We start from the raw sequence: 14,829 nt of genomic DNA on the forward strand, positions 1-14,829 counted from the left end.
GCCCATAGAATCAGCGCAAAAGTTGGGGTGGCCCGGCTGTGCCTTGCGAATGCATGTATCGCTGGGGCGCCTCCCAAGAGACGCATCAAACGTTACTGCTACCCAAGGAGACCGCCATGTCGGCCGTACCAGAGCAAGTCCTGGGCGCCACGCGCGCCAGCGACGTCGATCCCCAGGAAACCAAGGAATGGCTGGAGGCGCTGCAAGGCGTCATCGGCGCGGAAGGCCCGCAGCGTGCGGCGTTCCTCCTCGACAAGCAGATCGAATACGCGCGCATCAACGGCGTGACCTCGCCGCTGCACGCAGAAACGCCTTACATCAATACGATTCCGGTCGAGAGCCAGGACCGCATCCCGGGCGACCAGGAAATCGAGCACCGCATCCGCTCGTACACGCGCTGGAACGCCATGGCGATGGTGCTGCGTGCGAACAAGGACACGAACGTCGGCGGGCATATCTCGTCGTTCGCTTCGGCAGCCACGCTGTATGACGTCGGCTACAACCACTTCTGGCACGCCCCGTCGGACAAGCATGGCGGCGACATGGTGTTCGTGCAGGGTCACTCGGCGCCGGGCGTGTACTCGCGCGCGTTCCTGCTGGGCCGCCTGTCCGAAGAGCAACTCGATAGCTTCCGCCAGGAAGTGGACGGCAAGGGCATCTCGTCGTATCCGCACCCGTGGCTGATGCCGGATTTCTGGCAGTTCCCGACCGTGTCGATGGGTCTGGGCCCGATCATGGCGATCTACCAGGCGCGCTTCACCAAATACCTGGCGAGCCGTGGCCTGATCCAGAACTCGGAAAACCGCAAAGTCTGGGCCTTCCTGGGCGACGGCGAAACCGACGAGCCGGAATCGCTGGGCGCAATCGGCATGGCCGGTCGCGAGAAGCTGGACAACCTCGTCTTCGTGGTCAACTGCAACCTGCAGCGCCTGGACGGCCCGGTGCGCGGCAACGGCAAGATCATCCAGGAGCTGGAAAGCGAATTCCGTGGTGCCGGCTGGAACGTCATCAAGGTCATCTGGGGCAGCCGCTGGGATCAACTGCTCGCCCGCGACACCAAGGGTCTGCTGATGAGCCGCATGATGGAATGCGTGGACGGCGAATACCAGACATTCAAGTCCAAGAATGGCGCCTACGTGCGTGAGTTCTTCTTCAACACGCCCGAACTCAAGGCCATGGTGGCCGACTGGTCCGACGATGACATCTGGGCGCTGAACCGCGGCGGCCATGATCCGCACAAGATTTTCGCGGCGTTCAAGGCGGCGACCGAGCACAAGGGCCAGCCGACCGTCATCCTTGCCAAGACCATCAAGGGCTACGGCATGGGCGAGGCCGGCGAAGCGATGAACATTGCCCACCAGCAGAAGAAGATGCCGGTGGATGCCATCCGCAAGCTGCGCGACCGCTTCAACATCCCCATTGCTGACGATCAGCTCGAGAAGGTTCCGTACGTCAAGTTCGAGGAAGGCTCGAAGGAACTGGAATACATGCGTAAGGCCCGCATGGACCTGGGCGGCTATCTGCCGGCCCGCCGCATGAAGGCCGACGCGCTGCAGGTGCCGGCACTGGCTGCATTCGACGCGCTGCTCAAGGCCACCGGCGAAGGCCGCGAAGTGTCCACCACCATGGCCTTCGTGCGCATTCTGAACATCCTGTTGAAGGACAAGAACGTCGGCAAGCACGTGGTGCCCATCGTGCCGGATGAGTCGCGCACGTTCGGCATGGAGGGCCTGTTCCGCCAGATCGGCATCTGGAACCAGGAAGGCCAGAAGTACGTGCCGCAGGATCACGACCAACTGATGTTCTACAAGGAATCGCAGACGGGTCAGGTGCTGCAGGAAGGCATCAACGAAGCCGGCGCCATGTGCGACTGGATCGCAGCCGCCACGTCGTATTCGACGCATGGCGTGGCGATGATCCCGTTCTACATCTACTACTCGATGTTCGGCATCCAGCGTATCGGCGACCTCTGCTGGGCCGCCGGCGACATGCGCTCGCGCGGCTTCCTGCTGGGCGGCACCGCGGGCCGCACCACGCTGAACGGCGAAGGCCTGCAGCACGAAGACGGCCACTCGCACGTGTACCACGCCGCCATCCCGAACTGCATCTCGTATGACCCGACCTTCCAGTACGAACTGGCGGTGGTAATGCAGGACGGCCTGCGTCGCATGTATGTCGAGCAGGAAGACGTCTACTACTACCTGACGGTGATGAACGAGAACTACGAGCACCCCGAAATGCCGGCGGGTGTCGAGGCCGACATCATCAAGGGCATGTACCTGTTCAAGAAGGGCGTCGAGAACAGTAACGCACCGCGCGTGCAGCTGCTGGGCTCGGGCACGATCTTCCGCGAGGTGATCGCTGCGGCTGATCTGCTCAAGAAGGACTGGGGCGTGGAATCCGACCTGTGGGGCTGCCCGAGCTTTACCGAGCTGGCCCGCGAAGGCAACGCCACCGCGCGCTGGAACCTGCTCAACCCGACCGCAACGCAGCGCGAGTCGCACGTCGAGAAGATGCTCAAGGGCGTGCGCGGCCCGGTCATCGCATCGACCGACTACGTCCGCACCTTCGCCGAGCAGATTCGCGCCTTCGTGCCGCGTCGCTATGTGGTGCTGGGCACCGACGGCTTCGGCCGCTCGGATACCCGCGAGAAGCTGCGTCATTTCTTCGAGGTGGACCGCTACTGGGTGACGGTTGCGTCGCTCAAGGCGCTCGCCGATGAAGGCGTGCTGCCGCGCGAGAAGGTGGCCGAGGCACTCAAGAAGTACAACCTCGATCCGAACAAGCCCAACCCGATGACCGTATAACGGAGCCGCCGGGCGCGCAGGTTGCGTCCGGCCGGGCACCGCCCCGACAGACTTTGTCGCGTAGTGCATTTGCCTGCACGATGCGGTAGCCTGCCGGGCAACGCGTGTCCGCCGCCGGATGCTCTCGCCGCCAGACCCTCTGGAGACAGAAGAATGAGTCAAGTCGTAGAAATCAAGGTGCCGGACATCGGCGACTACAAGGACGTCCCGGTGATCGAAGTGCTGGTCAAGGCGGGCGATACCGTCAACGCCGAAGATTCGCTGGTCACGCTCGAATCGGACAAGGCGACCATGGACGTGCCGTCGCCCAAGAGCGGCGTCGTCAAGGAAGTGAAGATCAAGGTGGGCGACGCGGTGTCGGAAGGCTCGCTGGTGCTGCTGCTCGAAGAGCAGGGCGCTGCTGCTGCACCGGCCCCGGCACCCCAAGCCGCGCCTGCACCGGCTCCCGCCGCTGCTGCGCCGGTTCCCGCGCCCGCTGCGCAAGCGCCGGCCCCCGCGCCGGCCGCGGCAGGTGGCGGTACGGTTGAAGTGAAGGTGCCGGACATCGGCGACTACACCGACGTGCCGGTCATCGAGATCAACGTGAAGGTGGGCGACAAGGTGGAAGCCGAGCAGTCGCTGATCACGCTCGAATCGGACAAGGCCACGATGGATGTGCCGTCGCCGGCTGCCGGTACCATCAAGGAAATCCGTGTGAAGGTGGGCGACGCCGTGTCGGAAGGCACGCTGATCGTTGTGCTGGAAGGCGCGGGCGGCGCAACTGCTGTGCCGGCACCTGCTGCACCAGCTCCGGCACCCGCACCGGCTGCCGCTGCACCGAGCCCGGCCCCTGCGGTTGCGCCCGCAGCTGCTCCCGCCGCAGCGCCCGCCACGTATACCGCTGACACCGTCGGTACGGTGGGCAGGGCTGCCCACGCCAGCCCCTCCGTACGCAAGTACGCGCGCGAGTTGGGCGTCAACGTGAATCTCGTCGGCGGCACGGGCCCGAAAAACCGCATCACGCAGGAAGACGTGCAGCGCTACGTCAAGGGCGTGATGAGTGGCCAGGCCGCGGCGCCTGGCAAGGCTGCGGCGGGCGCACCGGCCGGCGGTGGCGAGCTGAACCTGCTGCCGTGGCCTAAGGTCGACTTCACCAAGTTCGGCCCGATCGATCCGAAGCCGCTGTCGCGCATCAAGAAGATTTCGGGTGCAAACCTGCACCGCAACTGGGTCATGATCCCGCACGTCACCAACAACGACGAAGCGGACATCACCGAGCTGGAAGCCTTCCGCGTGCAGATGAACAAGGACCACGAAAAGGCCGGCGTGAAGTTCACGATGCTGGCGTTCGTGATCAAGGCCGTCGTGGGTGCGCTGAAGAAATTCCCGACCTTCAACGCGAGCCTGGACGGCGACAACCTCGTCTTCAAGCAGTACTTCCACATCGGCTTTGCGGCCGATACGCCCAACGGGCTGGTGGTGCCGGTGATCCGCGATGCGGACAAGAAGGGCCTGATCGACATCGCGAAGGAAATGGCGGAGCTGTCGAAGGCTGCGCGTGAAGGCAAGCTCAAGCCGGACCAGATGCAGGGCGGCTGCTTCTCGATCTCGTCGCTGGGTGGTATTGGCGGCACGAACTTCACGCCGATCATCAACGCACCGGAAGTGGCCATCCTGGGCCTGTCGCGCGGCTATCAGAAGCCGGTTTGGGACGGCAAGCAATTCGTGCCGCGCCTGACGTTGCCGCTGTCGCTGTCGTACGATCACCGCGTGATCGACGGGGCGGAGGCTGCGCGCTTCAACGCGTACCTGGCCAGCGTGCTGGCGGACTTCCGCCGCGTCAGCCTGTAAGCCCACGCGGGCTCGGCACGCATCTGGCTTCGGGCCTGTGCGTGCCGGCCCGGATGGGTTTGCAGCGGTCGGCGGACTGGTCAGTGGACTGATGGCGAGGACGACATGACGACGTGCGTGGTGGTCAAAAAAGACGGCGAGGTGGCGATTGCGGCCGATTCACTGGTGACGTTCGGCGACACGCGCCTGGCGCGCGGTTACGAGCAGAACCAGAAGATCTTCCAGGTAGGCGAGTCGCTGATCGCGCTGGCGGGCACGACGGCCCACTTTCCGGTCATGCGCAGCCTGCTGACGGGGTTGGCCGACGAGTGCCGCCTTGGCACGCGCGACGACGTTTTCCGGACCTTCCTCAAGGTGCACGAAAAGCTCAAGGACGAGTATTTCGTTAACACCAAGGAAGACGACGACGACCCGTACGAGTCATCGCAGATCACTTGTCTGATCGCCAACGCAACCGGCATCTACGGCGTCTATTCGTATCGCGAGGTATTTGCATTCGACCGCTTCTGGGGCATCGGCTCGGGGCGCAACTTTGCGCTGGGGGCGATGTCGGCGGTGTTCGATATGCCGGGCAAGTCGGCGGCGGATATTGCGCAGGTTGGTGTGGCAGCGGGCGTGGAGTTCGACAAGAGCTCCGGCGGCCCGATCGAAGTGCACACGGTGCGTCTGCAGGATTGAAAGCGTCGGCGGCCAAGGCGGTGCCGGGTGCCGACGACAAGAACAAGGAGTCAGGAATGAGCGTGGTGGAAATCAAGGTGCCGGACATCGGCGATTTCGATGCGGTGGAAGTCATCGAAGTGCTGGTCAAGGCGGGCGATGCCGTCGAGAAAGAGCAGTCGCTGATCGTGCTGGAATCCGACAAGGCCAGCATGGACGTGCCGTCGGACGTGGCCGGCAAGATCGTCGACGTGAAGGTCAAGGTAGGCGACAAGGTCAGCAAGGGCACGGTGATCGCGACGGCGGAAGCTGGCGCGGCGGCTGCCGCTGTTCCGGCACCCGCGCAGGCACCGGCTCCGGCCGCAGCGCCCGCTGCTGCACCGGCAGCATCGGCGCCCGCACCGCAAGCGGCCAAGCATGCCGGCGGCGCGGATATCGAATGCGACATGCTCGTCCTCGGCTCCGGTCCGGGCGGCTATTCGGCAGCCTTTCGCAGCGCGGACCTCGGTATGAATACCGTGCTGGTCGAGCGCTTCGCCACGCTGGGTGGTGTCTGCTTGAACGTGGGCTGCATCCCGTCCAAGGCGCTGCTGCACACGGCTGCCATCATGGATGAGGTCAAGGCGATGGCCGCTCACGGCATCGTCTACAGCGAGCCGAAGGTCGATCTGGACCAGCTCCGCAAGCACAAGGAAGCCGTGGTCGGCAAGCTGACCGGCGGTCTGGCCGGCATGGCCAAGGGCCGCAAGGTGCAGGTCGTGCGCGGCGTTGGCACGTTCCTCGATCCGAACCACCTGGAAGTGCAACTGACCGGCGGCGACGGCAAGGCGACCACCGGTGAGAAAAAGGTGATCCGCTTCGCCAAGGCCATCATCGCGGCGGGCAGCGAAGCCGTGAAGCTGCCGTTTATCCCCGAAGATCCGCGCATTGTCGATTCGACCGGCGCGCTGGAGCTGCGTCAGGTGCCGAGCAAGATGCTGGTCATCGGCGGCGGCATCATCGGCCTGGAAATGGCCACGGTGTACAGCACGCTGGGCGCACGCATCGACGTGGTGGAAATGCTCGACGGCCTGATGCAGGGCGCCGACCGCGACCTCGTCAAGGTGTGGGACAAGATGAACAAGGGCCGCTTCGACAAGGTCATGCTCAAGACCAAGACGGTCGGTGTCGAGGCCAAGCCGGATGGCATCTATGTCAAGTTCGAAGGCGAGGCCGCACCGGCGGAACCTGTGCGCTACGACATGGTGCTGGTGGCCGTGGGCCGCAGCCCGAACGGCAAGCGCATCGGCGCCGAGAAGGCAGGCGTGACTGTGACCGATCGCGGTTTCATCGACGTGGACAAGCAGCAACGCACCAACGTGCCGCATATCTACGCGATCGGCGATATCGTCGGTCAGCCAATGCTGGCGCACAAGGCGGTGCATGAAGGTCACGTGGCTGCCGAGGCCGCGCATGACGAGAAGGCTTACTTCGATGCCAAGCAGATTCCGTCGGTGGCCTTTACCGATCCGGAGGTGGCCTGGGCGGGCTTGACCGAAGACCAGTGCAAGGCGCAGGGCATCAAGTACAGCAAGGGCGTATTCCCCTGGGCCGCTTCGGGCCGCGCAATCGCTAACGGCCGCGACGAGGGCTTCACCAAGGTCATCTTCGATGAAGAGACGCATCGCATCATCGGCGGCGGCATCGTCGGCACGCATGCGGGCGACCTCATCAGCGAGATTTGCCTGGCCATTGAGATGGGCGCAGATGCCGTTGACATTGGCAAGACCATCCACCCGCACCCGACGCTAGGTGAATCGGTGGGCATGGCGGCCGAGATCTACGAAGGCGTTTGCACGGATGTGCCGCCTGCTCGTAAGCGGTGACATGCAATTAACCGCCATGTTTTCAGGATCAACCTGAACCTTGGCTGGCAAAGGAAAGGGCCGCTCGATTGGGCGGCCCTTTTTATTTGAGGCGTCGATTCAGTGGCGAGGTTGGGCCGGACGCCGGTGCCGGCGCAGCAGGCGCAGCGCCGCGGTCAGCCGGCGCCAGATCAGGCGAAGCAGTCCGCGCCGATGTGTACGCCAGACGGTGATACGCGCCTGCAAGGCTTGCCATGTCTGCGTGGCGCGCAAGGCGGCAACCACGCGGCGCTTCCAGGCCAGGAAGGCGGTCTCCCAGCGCGTATACCAGGCGATCGTATGCAATTGCGGCCGTACCGTGTAGTAGATGCGCGCGCCGAGCGCCGTGCTGACCGCCTTGGCCAGGACCAGCACGAATGTCCCGGCAATGAACTTGCCGCGCGCCAGCACATAGACTGCAGCCAGCTTGAACGGCAGCAGCACCAACATCGGAAGGATGAATGCGCACAGGGCTTCGACGGGCTCAAGCGCTGCCAGCCTTCGTTCTGCAGCTTGCACCCATGGGTGCGTCGCCAACCGGGCGGTCGCCCGCAGCATGGCATTCCAGATCCACTCTTCGAACAGCAGGATGAGCGCAGCCAGGAAGATCAGGCTGCGCTTGGTCAAGGATTCGCGGGACATCGGCGTGAAGGGGGGCAGGGGCGGCAAACCGCAATATAGGATGGAGCGCCGGTTATCCACAAAAGTTCTTATTTTGAAGGGCTGCGATGGTTCGAGCACACAAAAAACCCGGCCGAAGCCGGGTTAAAGATACCCACTGATCACCACTGAGGACAGGTTTTCTGATGTGCGGTACCGAGGAGACAATCTGACGAACACGGTGGAATGGACCACCGGATGTGCGTTTCGGTTCCGCGCAAATGCACGCAAACGATGTGTTTGGAGGATTGATTCAGCGACCCAAACAAAACGGGCCTCCCGAAGGAGGCCCGCTTGAGCGGCGGAAGTCGGTAACCGTGGCCGATTAGGCTGCGGTCGTGGTCTTCTTGCTCGTGGCAGCGCGCGCTTGGGCCGAAGCTTGGGCGGTTGCCTTGCTGGCGGCGTTGGCGGCAGCGTGGAAGTTGCTTTCAGCCAGTTCCACAGCTTGCTTGGTGGCCTTCTGCACCGAGTCGTAGGCGTTGTTGGCGGCCGACAGGGCCGACTTCACCAGCGCGACAGCCGATTCCGAACCGGCCGGGGCGTTCTTCGACACGTTGTCGACCAGCGCTTGCAGCTTGCGGCTGCTTTCGGCGATCTGCGATTCAGCAGCCTTGCTGAACTCGGTTTGCGTGTCCGAAGCGATTTCGTACAGGTGGCGGCTGTAAGCCAGAACCTTTTCGGCCAGCGGCTGAACGGCAGCGGTTTGCACCGACAGCAGTTCCTGGGCGTCCTTAGCAGACAGGGCCTTCTTCGCGTGCTCGACGTTCTCGGCCAGGGTGGCCTTGACGACTTGTAGGTTCAGTTCGACCAGCTTCTCGACGCCTTCAAAAGCCTTGTTGGTCAGGCCAAAGAACGTTTCCAGATTGGCTTTGTGCGCCGCAGCGATCTGTTCCTGAGTCAGCATGTTGTCTCTCCAATGCAAGGTGGACGGGGAATCAAAATCAAAATTTAGATCGCCCAGATGTACAAAGCATGACGTCCAGCGTCGAGCCTTCCAGGCGACATCGCGATCGGTTAGGGATGGTGCATCGCAACAATTTCATTGTTGTTGAACGGAAAGGCAGTGTCAAGTTGATCTTGTGCATCGCACAAAAATCAGAATCCACTGATTTTTCGTGCACAAGAATTGCGCGACCAACCGTTTGGTGTAATTTTTTGTGGCATAAGAATGCGCGTTTGTGGCGCGTGACGAGCACTCTCGCCGGCTGATGCCGGCAAATTTGTCTCAAAAAACACACTGACGCAGCCTAGGTTAGGATGCGTCCGGTTGCCAATTTTGTTGCATTGCGATTCTTTGTTCACATGCGGGCGTTCTATACCGACCACTTTGTCTTGCCATTGCCGCCTGGCCATCGGTTTCCGATGCGCAAGTACAGCGAACTGCGCGCACGGGTCGTGGCGGATGTCCCGGGACTCGCCATGCATGAGGCGCCTCGCGCCGATGACGATGCGTTACTGCTGGCCCATACATCCGGCTACATCCAGGCCGTGAGCGCTGGCGAGCTCGACCCGGCGCGGCAGCGCGAGATCGGTTTCCCGTGGTCGCCAGAAATGGTGGAGCGCAGCCGCCGTTCGGCCGGCGCCACGATGGCCGCGTGCGAAGCGGCCATGTCTGATGGAATCGCCGTCAATCTGGCTGGCGGCACGCACCACGCGTATGCGGATAAAGGCGGTGGCTTCTGCGTCTTCAACGATGCGGCCATCGCCGCGCGCTGGACGCAGCGCCGGCTGGGCAGGGCGCCGGCCGATTTTCCCGTCGCCGTCGTCGATCTCGACGTGCACCAGGGCAACGGTACGGCGTCGATCCTGCGCGATGATGCCTCCGTCTTCACCTTGTCTTTGCACGCCGAGAAGAACTATCCGTTTCGCAAGGAGGCATCGGATCTGGACATCGGCCTGCACGACGGCTGCGGCGACGATGACTATCTGCATGCCCTGATCGGAGCGCTCGACATTCTGGCGGGGCGCTTCAAGCCGCGCCTGATCATCTACCTGGCGGGCGCTGATCCGCACGAAGGGGACCGCCTGGGCCGGCTTAAGCTGACCATGGACGGTTTGGCTAGGCGCGACCAGGAGGTTTTCGATTTCGCATATCAGCGGCGGATTCCGATTGCCGTTACGATGGCGGGCGGCTACGGCAACAATATCGACGACACCGTGGCTGTCCACGCGCAGACTGTCGCGCTGGCTGCCCGGCATGCACAGCGCTGGGCGGTACAAGGCGACACCGCTACCGTATCGACCTCTCTTTCGCTTTCCGCATGACTCAAGCGTATTCCGCCTCACCCGTTGCGGCACGCGATTCCCTGTTCGTGGTCGCCATGCCGTGGCTGTTCGTGCTGATCTGGAGCACAGGCTTTATTGTGGCCAAGTACGGCATGCCGTACGCCGAGCCCATCACCTTCCTCTTCCTGCGCTTTGTCGGTGTGCTGGTCTGCTTGCTGCCGCTGGTGTGGGCCGCGCGTGTGCCCTTGCCGCGCCGCGCGGGGTCACTTGAAGTCGATTGGGCCATCATCGGTCACCTGGCTGTGGCTGGCGTGCTCATGCAGTGGGGCTATCTGGCCGGCGTGTGGGCGGCCGTCAAACTGGGTATGCCGGCGGGGATGACCGCGCTGATCGTCGGCATGCAGCCGATCCTCACGGCGCTGTATGTGTCGATGCGCGGCGAGCGGGTCTCGGGCCGTCAATGGCTGGGCCTGCTGTGCGGCATCGCCGGCGTGGGGCTGGTTGTGGCCAACAAGCTGCACTTGGCGGGCGTGGGTGTGACCACACTGTCGCTGTGCGTGGGCGCGTTGCTGTCGATCACTGTCGGCACGCTGTACCAGAAGCGGCATTGCCCGGTGTTCGATCTGCGCATGGGCGCGTGCATTCAGTTTGGTGCGTCGGCGCTGCTGTGCCTGCCGTTCATGTTCTTGTTCGAGACGCGCGAGGTGCAGTGGACCGCGCAGATGGTCGGCGCACTCGTGTGGTCGGTGCTGGCACTGTCCATCGGTGCGATCTCTCTGCTGTTTGTGCTGATCCGCAAGGGCGCGGCAACGAAGGTGACGTCGTTGCTGTATCTCACGCCGCCCACGACCGCCGTGATGGCCTGGGCGCTGTTCGGCGAGCGCTTTCCGCCGCTGGCCGCGCTGGGCATGGTGATCGCCGCGTGTGGGGTGGCACTGGTTATCCGCAAGTGAGCGGCTGCCTGGCCCGGGCGGCTGGCGTATCCTCGTAGTTTTCCAACGCCACCCGCCAGCCGCCCATGAGCATGCCCCGCCAGACGCGCGACGACTACCGCCATTTCCACACCATCACCACGCGCTGGATGGACAACGACGTCTACGGCCACGTCAACAACGTCGTCTATTACAGTTACTTCGACACCGTGGTGAACGCCTACCTGATCGAGCAGGGCGTGCTGGACCCCGAGCACAGCGACACCATTGGCCTGGTCATCGAGACACAGTGCAACTATTTCGCACCGCTGTCGTTTCCTGACCCGGTGGTGGCAGGGCTGCGCGTTGCGCGCCTGGGCAATACCAGCGTGCGTTACGAAGTGGGGCTGTTCCGAGCCGATGCGCGCGAGGCTGCTGCGCAAGGGCATTTCGTACATGTTTACGTTGATCGCGAGACGCGCCGGCCCGTCTCGTTGCCCGCCGCGCTGCGCGCTGCGCTCGAGCCGCTTGTCGCCGACGTCGCCGCCTGAGTTGCTTGCCTTGCCATGAATGACCGCCGCCCCAGTCCCACCGAAATCGAACGCGTTGATCAGGCGATCACGTCGCGCCGCTCGATCCGCGCGTTTCTGCCCGCGCCCGTAGCGCGCGAAGACATTGAGGCCATTCTTGATGTTGCGCGCCGCGCGCCCTCGGGCAGCAATACACAGCCGTGGAGGGTCTATGTGCTGATGGGCGAATCGAAGGCCCGTCTGACGGAGTCGGTGCTGGCGGCGTACGACCACCCAGAGGTCGATACGCTGCACCGCGAGGAGTATCCGTACTACCCGCGCACCTGGATCGCCCCATACCAGAGCCGCCGTCGCAAGGTCGGCTGGGACTTGTACGGCCTGCTTGGCATTGGCCGCGCCGAGAAAGAGCGCATGCATGCGCAGCACGCGCGCAACTTCCGCTTCTTCGATGCGCCCGTCGGCCTGATCTTCACTATCGACCGCGTGATGGAGCAGGGCAGTTGGCTCGACTACGGCATGTTTCTCGAGGCCCTGATGGTGGCTGCGCGCGCACGCGGTATCGACACCTGCCCGCAAGCCGCGTTCACGCAATTCCACCGCGTCATCAAAGAGCACCTTGCGCTGCCTGACGAAGAGATGGTGGTCTGCGGCATGTCGATGGGCTACGCGGATCCATCGGCCATTGAAAACACACTCATCACCGAGCGTGCACCTGTCTCCGACTTCACCCACTTCTTCGACTGACGAGAGACAGATGTTGTCAACACGCTGCCGCTTGCACGCTACAGCGCACATCTTCGCGCAAGGCGCGAATAGAGGCCAAAAAGTCGTCGAATTGTGTCAACAGATTCGGCTGATGTGCCGTTAGACTGTCATCATGCGGCCCACGTCTGAACGTGAGGGCGTTGTGAGGAAGTGTTGAGGTTGGTTGTGAACCGTGATTGTCGCCATCGGCGAAGGAATCCCGGGATGATTCCCGACTCCGTTTCTGATTCCACGCCAAACGTCATGTGCGCCTTGCGCAACTTTCTTTGCGATTCCGATCTTGCCACAGCAGGGAGTTGCGCTGAAATGTTGACCGAATGATAAGGCTCCAAAGGTCAAACTTTAAGGCTGTGAGCTAAGTCCTTCATCTTGCTAAGAATTTTGTTTTTACCTACACTTGCGCCATCTCACGCGCGGGTGATCGAATCATGTCACGGTCTGTTTCCTCATTTTTCCGACGTCTCGGCCTAGCCTCGCTGATGACCGTCGCGCTCGCCGCTGTCTCTGTCGCCTCTGTGGCCAACGCTGCCGCTGCCGACAAAAAGCCCGTCGCCAGCAAGAAATCCAAGTCCAAAGGCAAAACCGTCAGCAATCGCAAGGCCAGTGCCAAAGTCGCATCGGCCGGCGGTGACGATGCCGCCGCGCCGGCCAAGGTCCGCAAGGTCGTGACCGTCAAGGGCAAGCGCCGCGTGATCCTCGTCGAGCGTGGCGCCCGTCCGGTACGTACCGCCTTTGTGCCGGCCGCCCCGACGCTGGGTGAGGCCATGGGCCTGCGCGCCACGCCTGACGCGCTGGCGTTGCGTTCGTCGGTCGCACTGGTGATGGACCAGAGCACTGGCGAAGTGCTGCTCCAGAAGAACTCGTCGGCCGTGCTGCCAATCGCATCGATCACCAAGCTGATGACCGCGCTGGTTGTGACCGAGGCGCATCAGCCGATGGACGAACTGCTCGAGATCACCGAAGATGATCGCGATTTCGAGCGCAACACCGGCTCGCGCCTGCGTTACGGCACGATGCTCACGCGAGAAGATTTGCTGCTGCTGGCGCTGATGTCGTCGGAAAACCGTGCTGCGTCGGCGCTGGGCCGCAACTATCCGGGCGGCCGTCCGGCGTTCGTTGTCGCCATGAACCGCAAGGCGCGCGAGCTGGGCATGAACGACACGCACTATGTCGATTCGAATGGTCTGTCGAGCAGCAACGTTTCCAGCGCACAGGATCTCGCCAAGATCGTAATGGCCGCCTACAAGGTGCCCGTCATCCGCCAGTTCACGACCACCACCGAACACACTGTCAACGCGAATGGCCGCTCGCTGCACTACGTCAACACCAACCGTCTGGTGCGTGGCGGCGAGTGGGATATCGGCCTGCAGAAGACCGGCTTCATCAACGAGGCAGGCCGTTGCCTGGTGATGCAGGCCAACGTGCACGGCCGCAACGTGGTGATGGTGTTTCTGGATTCGGCAGGCAACCTGACGCGCTTTGCCGATGCCACGCGCGTGCGCAACTGGCTCGAACGCAATCCTCATATCGAGGCCGCCACGCAGGCCGCTGCGCCGCTGCACAATGTGCCGGTGTCGGCGCAGCCGTCGACGGTGCTGGCTTCGGAGCAGACGCACGGCACCTGAGCTTGCAAGTCTGATCGCCCAACAAAAAAGCGCGTCATCGAACGCGCTTTTTTGTTGGGCAAAACAGGCGGTTATTCCGCGCGCGCTGGTTCCTCTTCGTAGGTGTAGCCCATTCCCTTGGAGATTTGCAGGGCGGTGTCCTTGAGGTTGTCGAGCCAGCTGTCCTGCAGTCGGTCCGCCGGCGCGGACAGCGACAGCCCCGCCACCAGCCGGCGCGAGTCGTCGTAGATACCTGCAGCGATGCAGCGCACGCCGAGTTCCAATTCTTCGTTGTCGCGCGCGTAGCCGTTGGTGCGCACCCAGTTCAGTTCGCGCTCCAGCTTGGGCAGGTCGGTAATCGACGTGCGTGTATGACCGGACAGGCCAGTGCGGGTGGCATAGGCCCGTACGCGGCCGATTTCGTCGGCGGCCAGGAAGAGCTTGCCGACCGAGGTCAGATGCAGCGGTGCGCGGCCACCGATGGCGCGCACGACTTGCATGCCCGAGCGCTCGGAGTAGGCGCGCTCGATATAGACGATCTCGTCGCCCTGGCGCACGGAGAGGTTGACGGTCTGGCCGGTCAGGCGATGCAGGGCGCGCATCGGTGCCAGCGCGGCTTCGCGCACCGACAGGCGTGCTTTGACCAGGTTGCCGAGTTCCAGCAAGCGCATGCCGAGGCGGTAGCTGCCGGGGTCGGAGCGGTCGACGAAGCGGCACGCCACCATGTCGTTCAGGATGCGGTGGGCGGTGGATGGATGCAGGCCGGTACCGGCGGACAGCGCCTTCAGGCTGACCGGATCGGCATGCTCGGCCAGCGCGTCGAGCAGCATCATCATGCGTTCGATGACCTGGATGGATGTTTTGCCAGGGTCTTTGTCTGCTTCTGCCATGGGTGCAGGGGGGTGCGGATGCGATGCAAAATTCTATCCCACGATGTGAAAATGCGCACCCTCTGG

Annotated in this window: 12 protein-coding genes; 9 read left to right on the forward strand and 3 right to left on the reverse strand. The window is 63.2% G+C overall.

The window, feature by feature from the left end; translation table 11 throughout:
* Positions 1 to 116: 116 nt before the first annotated feature.
* The 4 genes from aceE (at position 117) to lpdA (ending at position 7,159) form a co-directional block, all read left to right on the forward strand.
* A complete protein-coding gene (gene aceE / locus B4F51_RS01745) occupies positions 117 to 2,807 on the forward strand; it encodes a pyruvate dehydrogenase (acetyl-transferring), homodimeric type (protein WP_296223364.1) in 2,691 nt (896 codons plus the stop codon).
* Between the two features lie 153 nt (positions 2,808 to 2,960).
* Positions 2,961 to 4,637 carry a dihydrolipoyllysine-residue acetyltransferase gene (gene aceF, locus B4F51_RS01750; RefSeq protein WP_296223365.1) on the forward strand — a complete coding sequence of 559 codons (1,677 nt, stop codon included), beginning with the start codon at positions 2,961 to 2,963 and terminating at the stop codon, positions 4,635 to 4,637.
* A gap of 105 nt (positions 4,638 to 4,742) precedes the next feature.
* On the forward strand, positions 4,743 to 5,315 hold the full coding sequence (locus B4F51_RS01755) for an MFS transporter (protein WP_296223366.1): 573 nt from the start codon (positions 4,743 to 4,745) through the stop codon (positions 5,313 to 5,315).
* Positions 5,316 to 5,371: 56 nt separating this feature from the next.
* On the forward strand, positions 5,372 to 7,159 hold the full coding sequence (lpdA, locus tag B4F51_RS01760) for a dihydrolipoyl dehydrogenase (RefSeq protein WP_296223367.1): 1,788 nt from the start codon (positions 5,372 to 5,374) through the stop codon (positions 7,157 to 7,159).
* Positions 7,160 to 7,258: 99 nt separating this feature from the next.
* On the opposite strand, the gene B4F51_RS01765 is transcribed toward lpdA, so the two are convergent.
* Together B4F51_RS01765 and B4F51_RS01770 are read right to left on the reverse strand one after the other, a co-directional pair.
* Positions 7,259 to 7,819, reverse strand: a complete 561-nt coding sequence (locus B4F51_RS01765; protein WP_349676267.1) for a hypothetical protein — start codon at positions 7,817 to 7,819, stop codon at positions 7,259 to 7,261.
* 343 nt (positions 7,820 to 8,162) lie between these two features.
* The gene (locus B4F51_RS01770; RefSeq protein WP_296223369.1) at positions 8,163 to 8,741 is read right to left on the reverse strand and encodes a phasin family protein; all 579 of its coding nucleotides are present in this window, start codon (positions 8,739 to 8,741) and stop codon (positions 8,163 to 8,165) included.
* 353 nt (positions 8,742 to 9,094) lie between these two features.
* Between B4F51_RS01770 and B4F51_RS01775 the strand changes: the two genes are divergently transcribed.
* The 5 genes from B4F51_RS01775 to pbpG all read left to right on the forward strand — a co-directional run bounded on the left by B4F51_RS01775 (position 9,095) and on the right by pbpG (position 13,894).
* A complete protein-coding gene (locus B4F51_RS01775; RefSeq protein ID WP_296223370.1) occupies positions 9,095 to 10,102 on the forward strand; it encodes a histone deacetylase family protein in 1,008 nt (335 codons plus the stop codon).
* Complete coding sequence (locus B4F51_RS01780) at positions 10,099 to 11,016, forward strand: DMT family transporter (protein ID WP_296223371.1); 918 nt, start codon at positions 10,099 to 10,101, stop codon at positions 11,014 to 11,016. The genes B4F51_RS01775 and B4F51_RS01780 overlap by 4 nt, the downstream gene beginning before the upstream one ends.
* Positions 11,017 to 11,081: 65 nt before the next feature.
* Positions 11,082 to 11,525, forward strand: coding sequence for an acyl-CoA thioesterase (locus tag B4F51_RS01785; RefSeq protein WP_296223372.1), 444 nt, complete (start codon positions 11,082 to 11,084; stop codon positions 11,523 to 11,525).
* Positions 11,526 to 11,540: 15 nt separating this feature from the next.
* Positions 11,541 to 12,248: a nitroreductase gene (locus B4F51_RS01790; RefSeq protein WP_296223373.1), complete on the forward strand. Its 708-nt coding sequence runs from the start codon at positions 11,541 to 11,543 to the stop codon at positions 12,246 to 12,248.
* 449 nt (positions 12,249 to 12,697) lie between these two features.
* A complete protein-coding gene (gene pbpG, locus B4F51_RS01795) occupies positions 12,698 to 13,894 on the forward strand; it encodes a D-alanyl-D-alanine endopeptidase (protein ID WP_296223374.1) in 1,197 nt (398 codons plus the stop codon).
* Positions 13,895 to 13,965: 71 nt separating this feature from the next.
* Here the strand turns inward: pbpG and B4F51_RS01800 are convergent, their stop codons facing one another.
* Entirely contained in the window at positions 13,966 to 14,763 is a 798-nt protein-coding gene (locus B4F51_RS01800; RefSeq protein WP_296223375.1) for an IclR family transcriptional regulator, read from the reverse strand.
* Positions 14,764 to 14,829: the final 66 nt, after the last annotated feature.

This window comes from Ralstonia sp. UBA689, from assembly GCF_002298975.1.
In the GTDB taxonomy this organism is placed as follows: Bacteria; Pseudomonadota; Gammaproteobacteria; order Burkholderiales; family Burkholderiaceae; genus Ralstonia.

What these genes read in the sequence shown, in the direction of transcription:
- B4F51_RS01770 (WP_296223369.1), bottom strand. Translation starts at nt 8,741, where the DNA reads ATGCTGACTCAGGAACAGATCGCTGCGGCGCACAAAGCCAATCTGGAA.
- aceE (WP_296223364.1), top strand. Translation starts at nt 117, where the DNA reads ATGTCGGCCGTACCAGAGCAAGTCCTGGGCGCCACGCGCGCCAGCGAC.
- B4F51_RS01780 (WP_296223371.1), top strand. Translation starts at nt 10,099, where the DNA reads ATGACTCAAGCGTATTCCGCCTCACCCGTTGCGGCACGCGATTCCCTG.
- B4F51_RS01800 (WP_296223375.1), bottom strand. Translation starts at nt 14,763, where the DNA reads ATGGCAGAAGCAGACAAAGACCCTGGCAAAACATCCATCCAGGTCATC.
- pbpG (WP_296223374.1), top strand. Translation starts at nt 12,698, where the DNA reads ATGTCACGGTCTGTTTCCTCATTTTTCCGACGTCTCGGCCTAGCCTCG.
- B4F51_RS01755 (WP_296223366.1), top strand. Translation starts at nt 4,743, where the DNA reads ATGACGACGTGCGTGGTGGTCAAAAAAGACGGCGAGGTGGCGATTGCG.
- aceF (WP_296223365.1), top strand. Translation starts at nt 2,961, where the DNA reads ATGAGTCAAGTCGTAGAAATCAAGGTGCCGGACATCGGCGACTACAAG.
- B4F51_RS01790 (WP_296223373.1), top strand. Translation starts at nt 11,541, where the DNA reads ATGAATGACCGCCGCCCCAGTCCCACCGAAATCGAACGCGTTGATCAG.
- lpdA (WP_296223367.1), top strand. Translation starts at nt 5,372, where the DNA reads ATGAGCGTGGTGGAAATCAAGGTGCCGGACATCGGCGATTTCGATGCG.
- B4F51_RS01775 (WP_296223370.1), top strand. Translation starts at nt 9,095, where the DNA reads ATGCGTCCGGTTGCCAATTTTGTTGCATTGCGATTCTTTGTTCACATG.
- B4F51_RS01765 (WP_349676267.1), bottom strand. Translation starts at nt 7,819, where the DNA reads ATGTCCCGCGAATCCTTGACCAAGCGCAGCCTGATCTTCCTGGCTGCG.
- B4F51_RS01785 (WP_296223372.1), top strand. Translation starts at nt 11,082, where the DNA reads ATGAGCATGCCCCGCCAGACGCGCGACGACTACCGCCATTTCCACACC.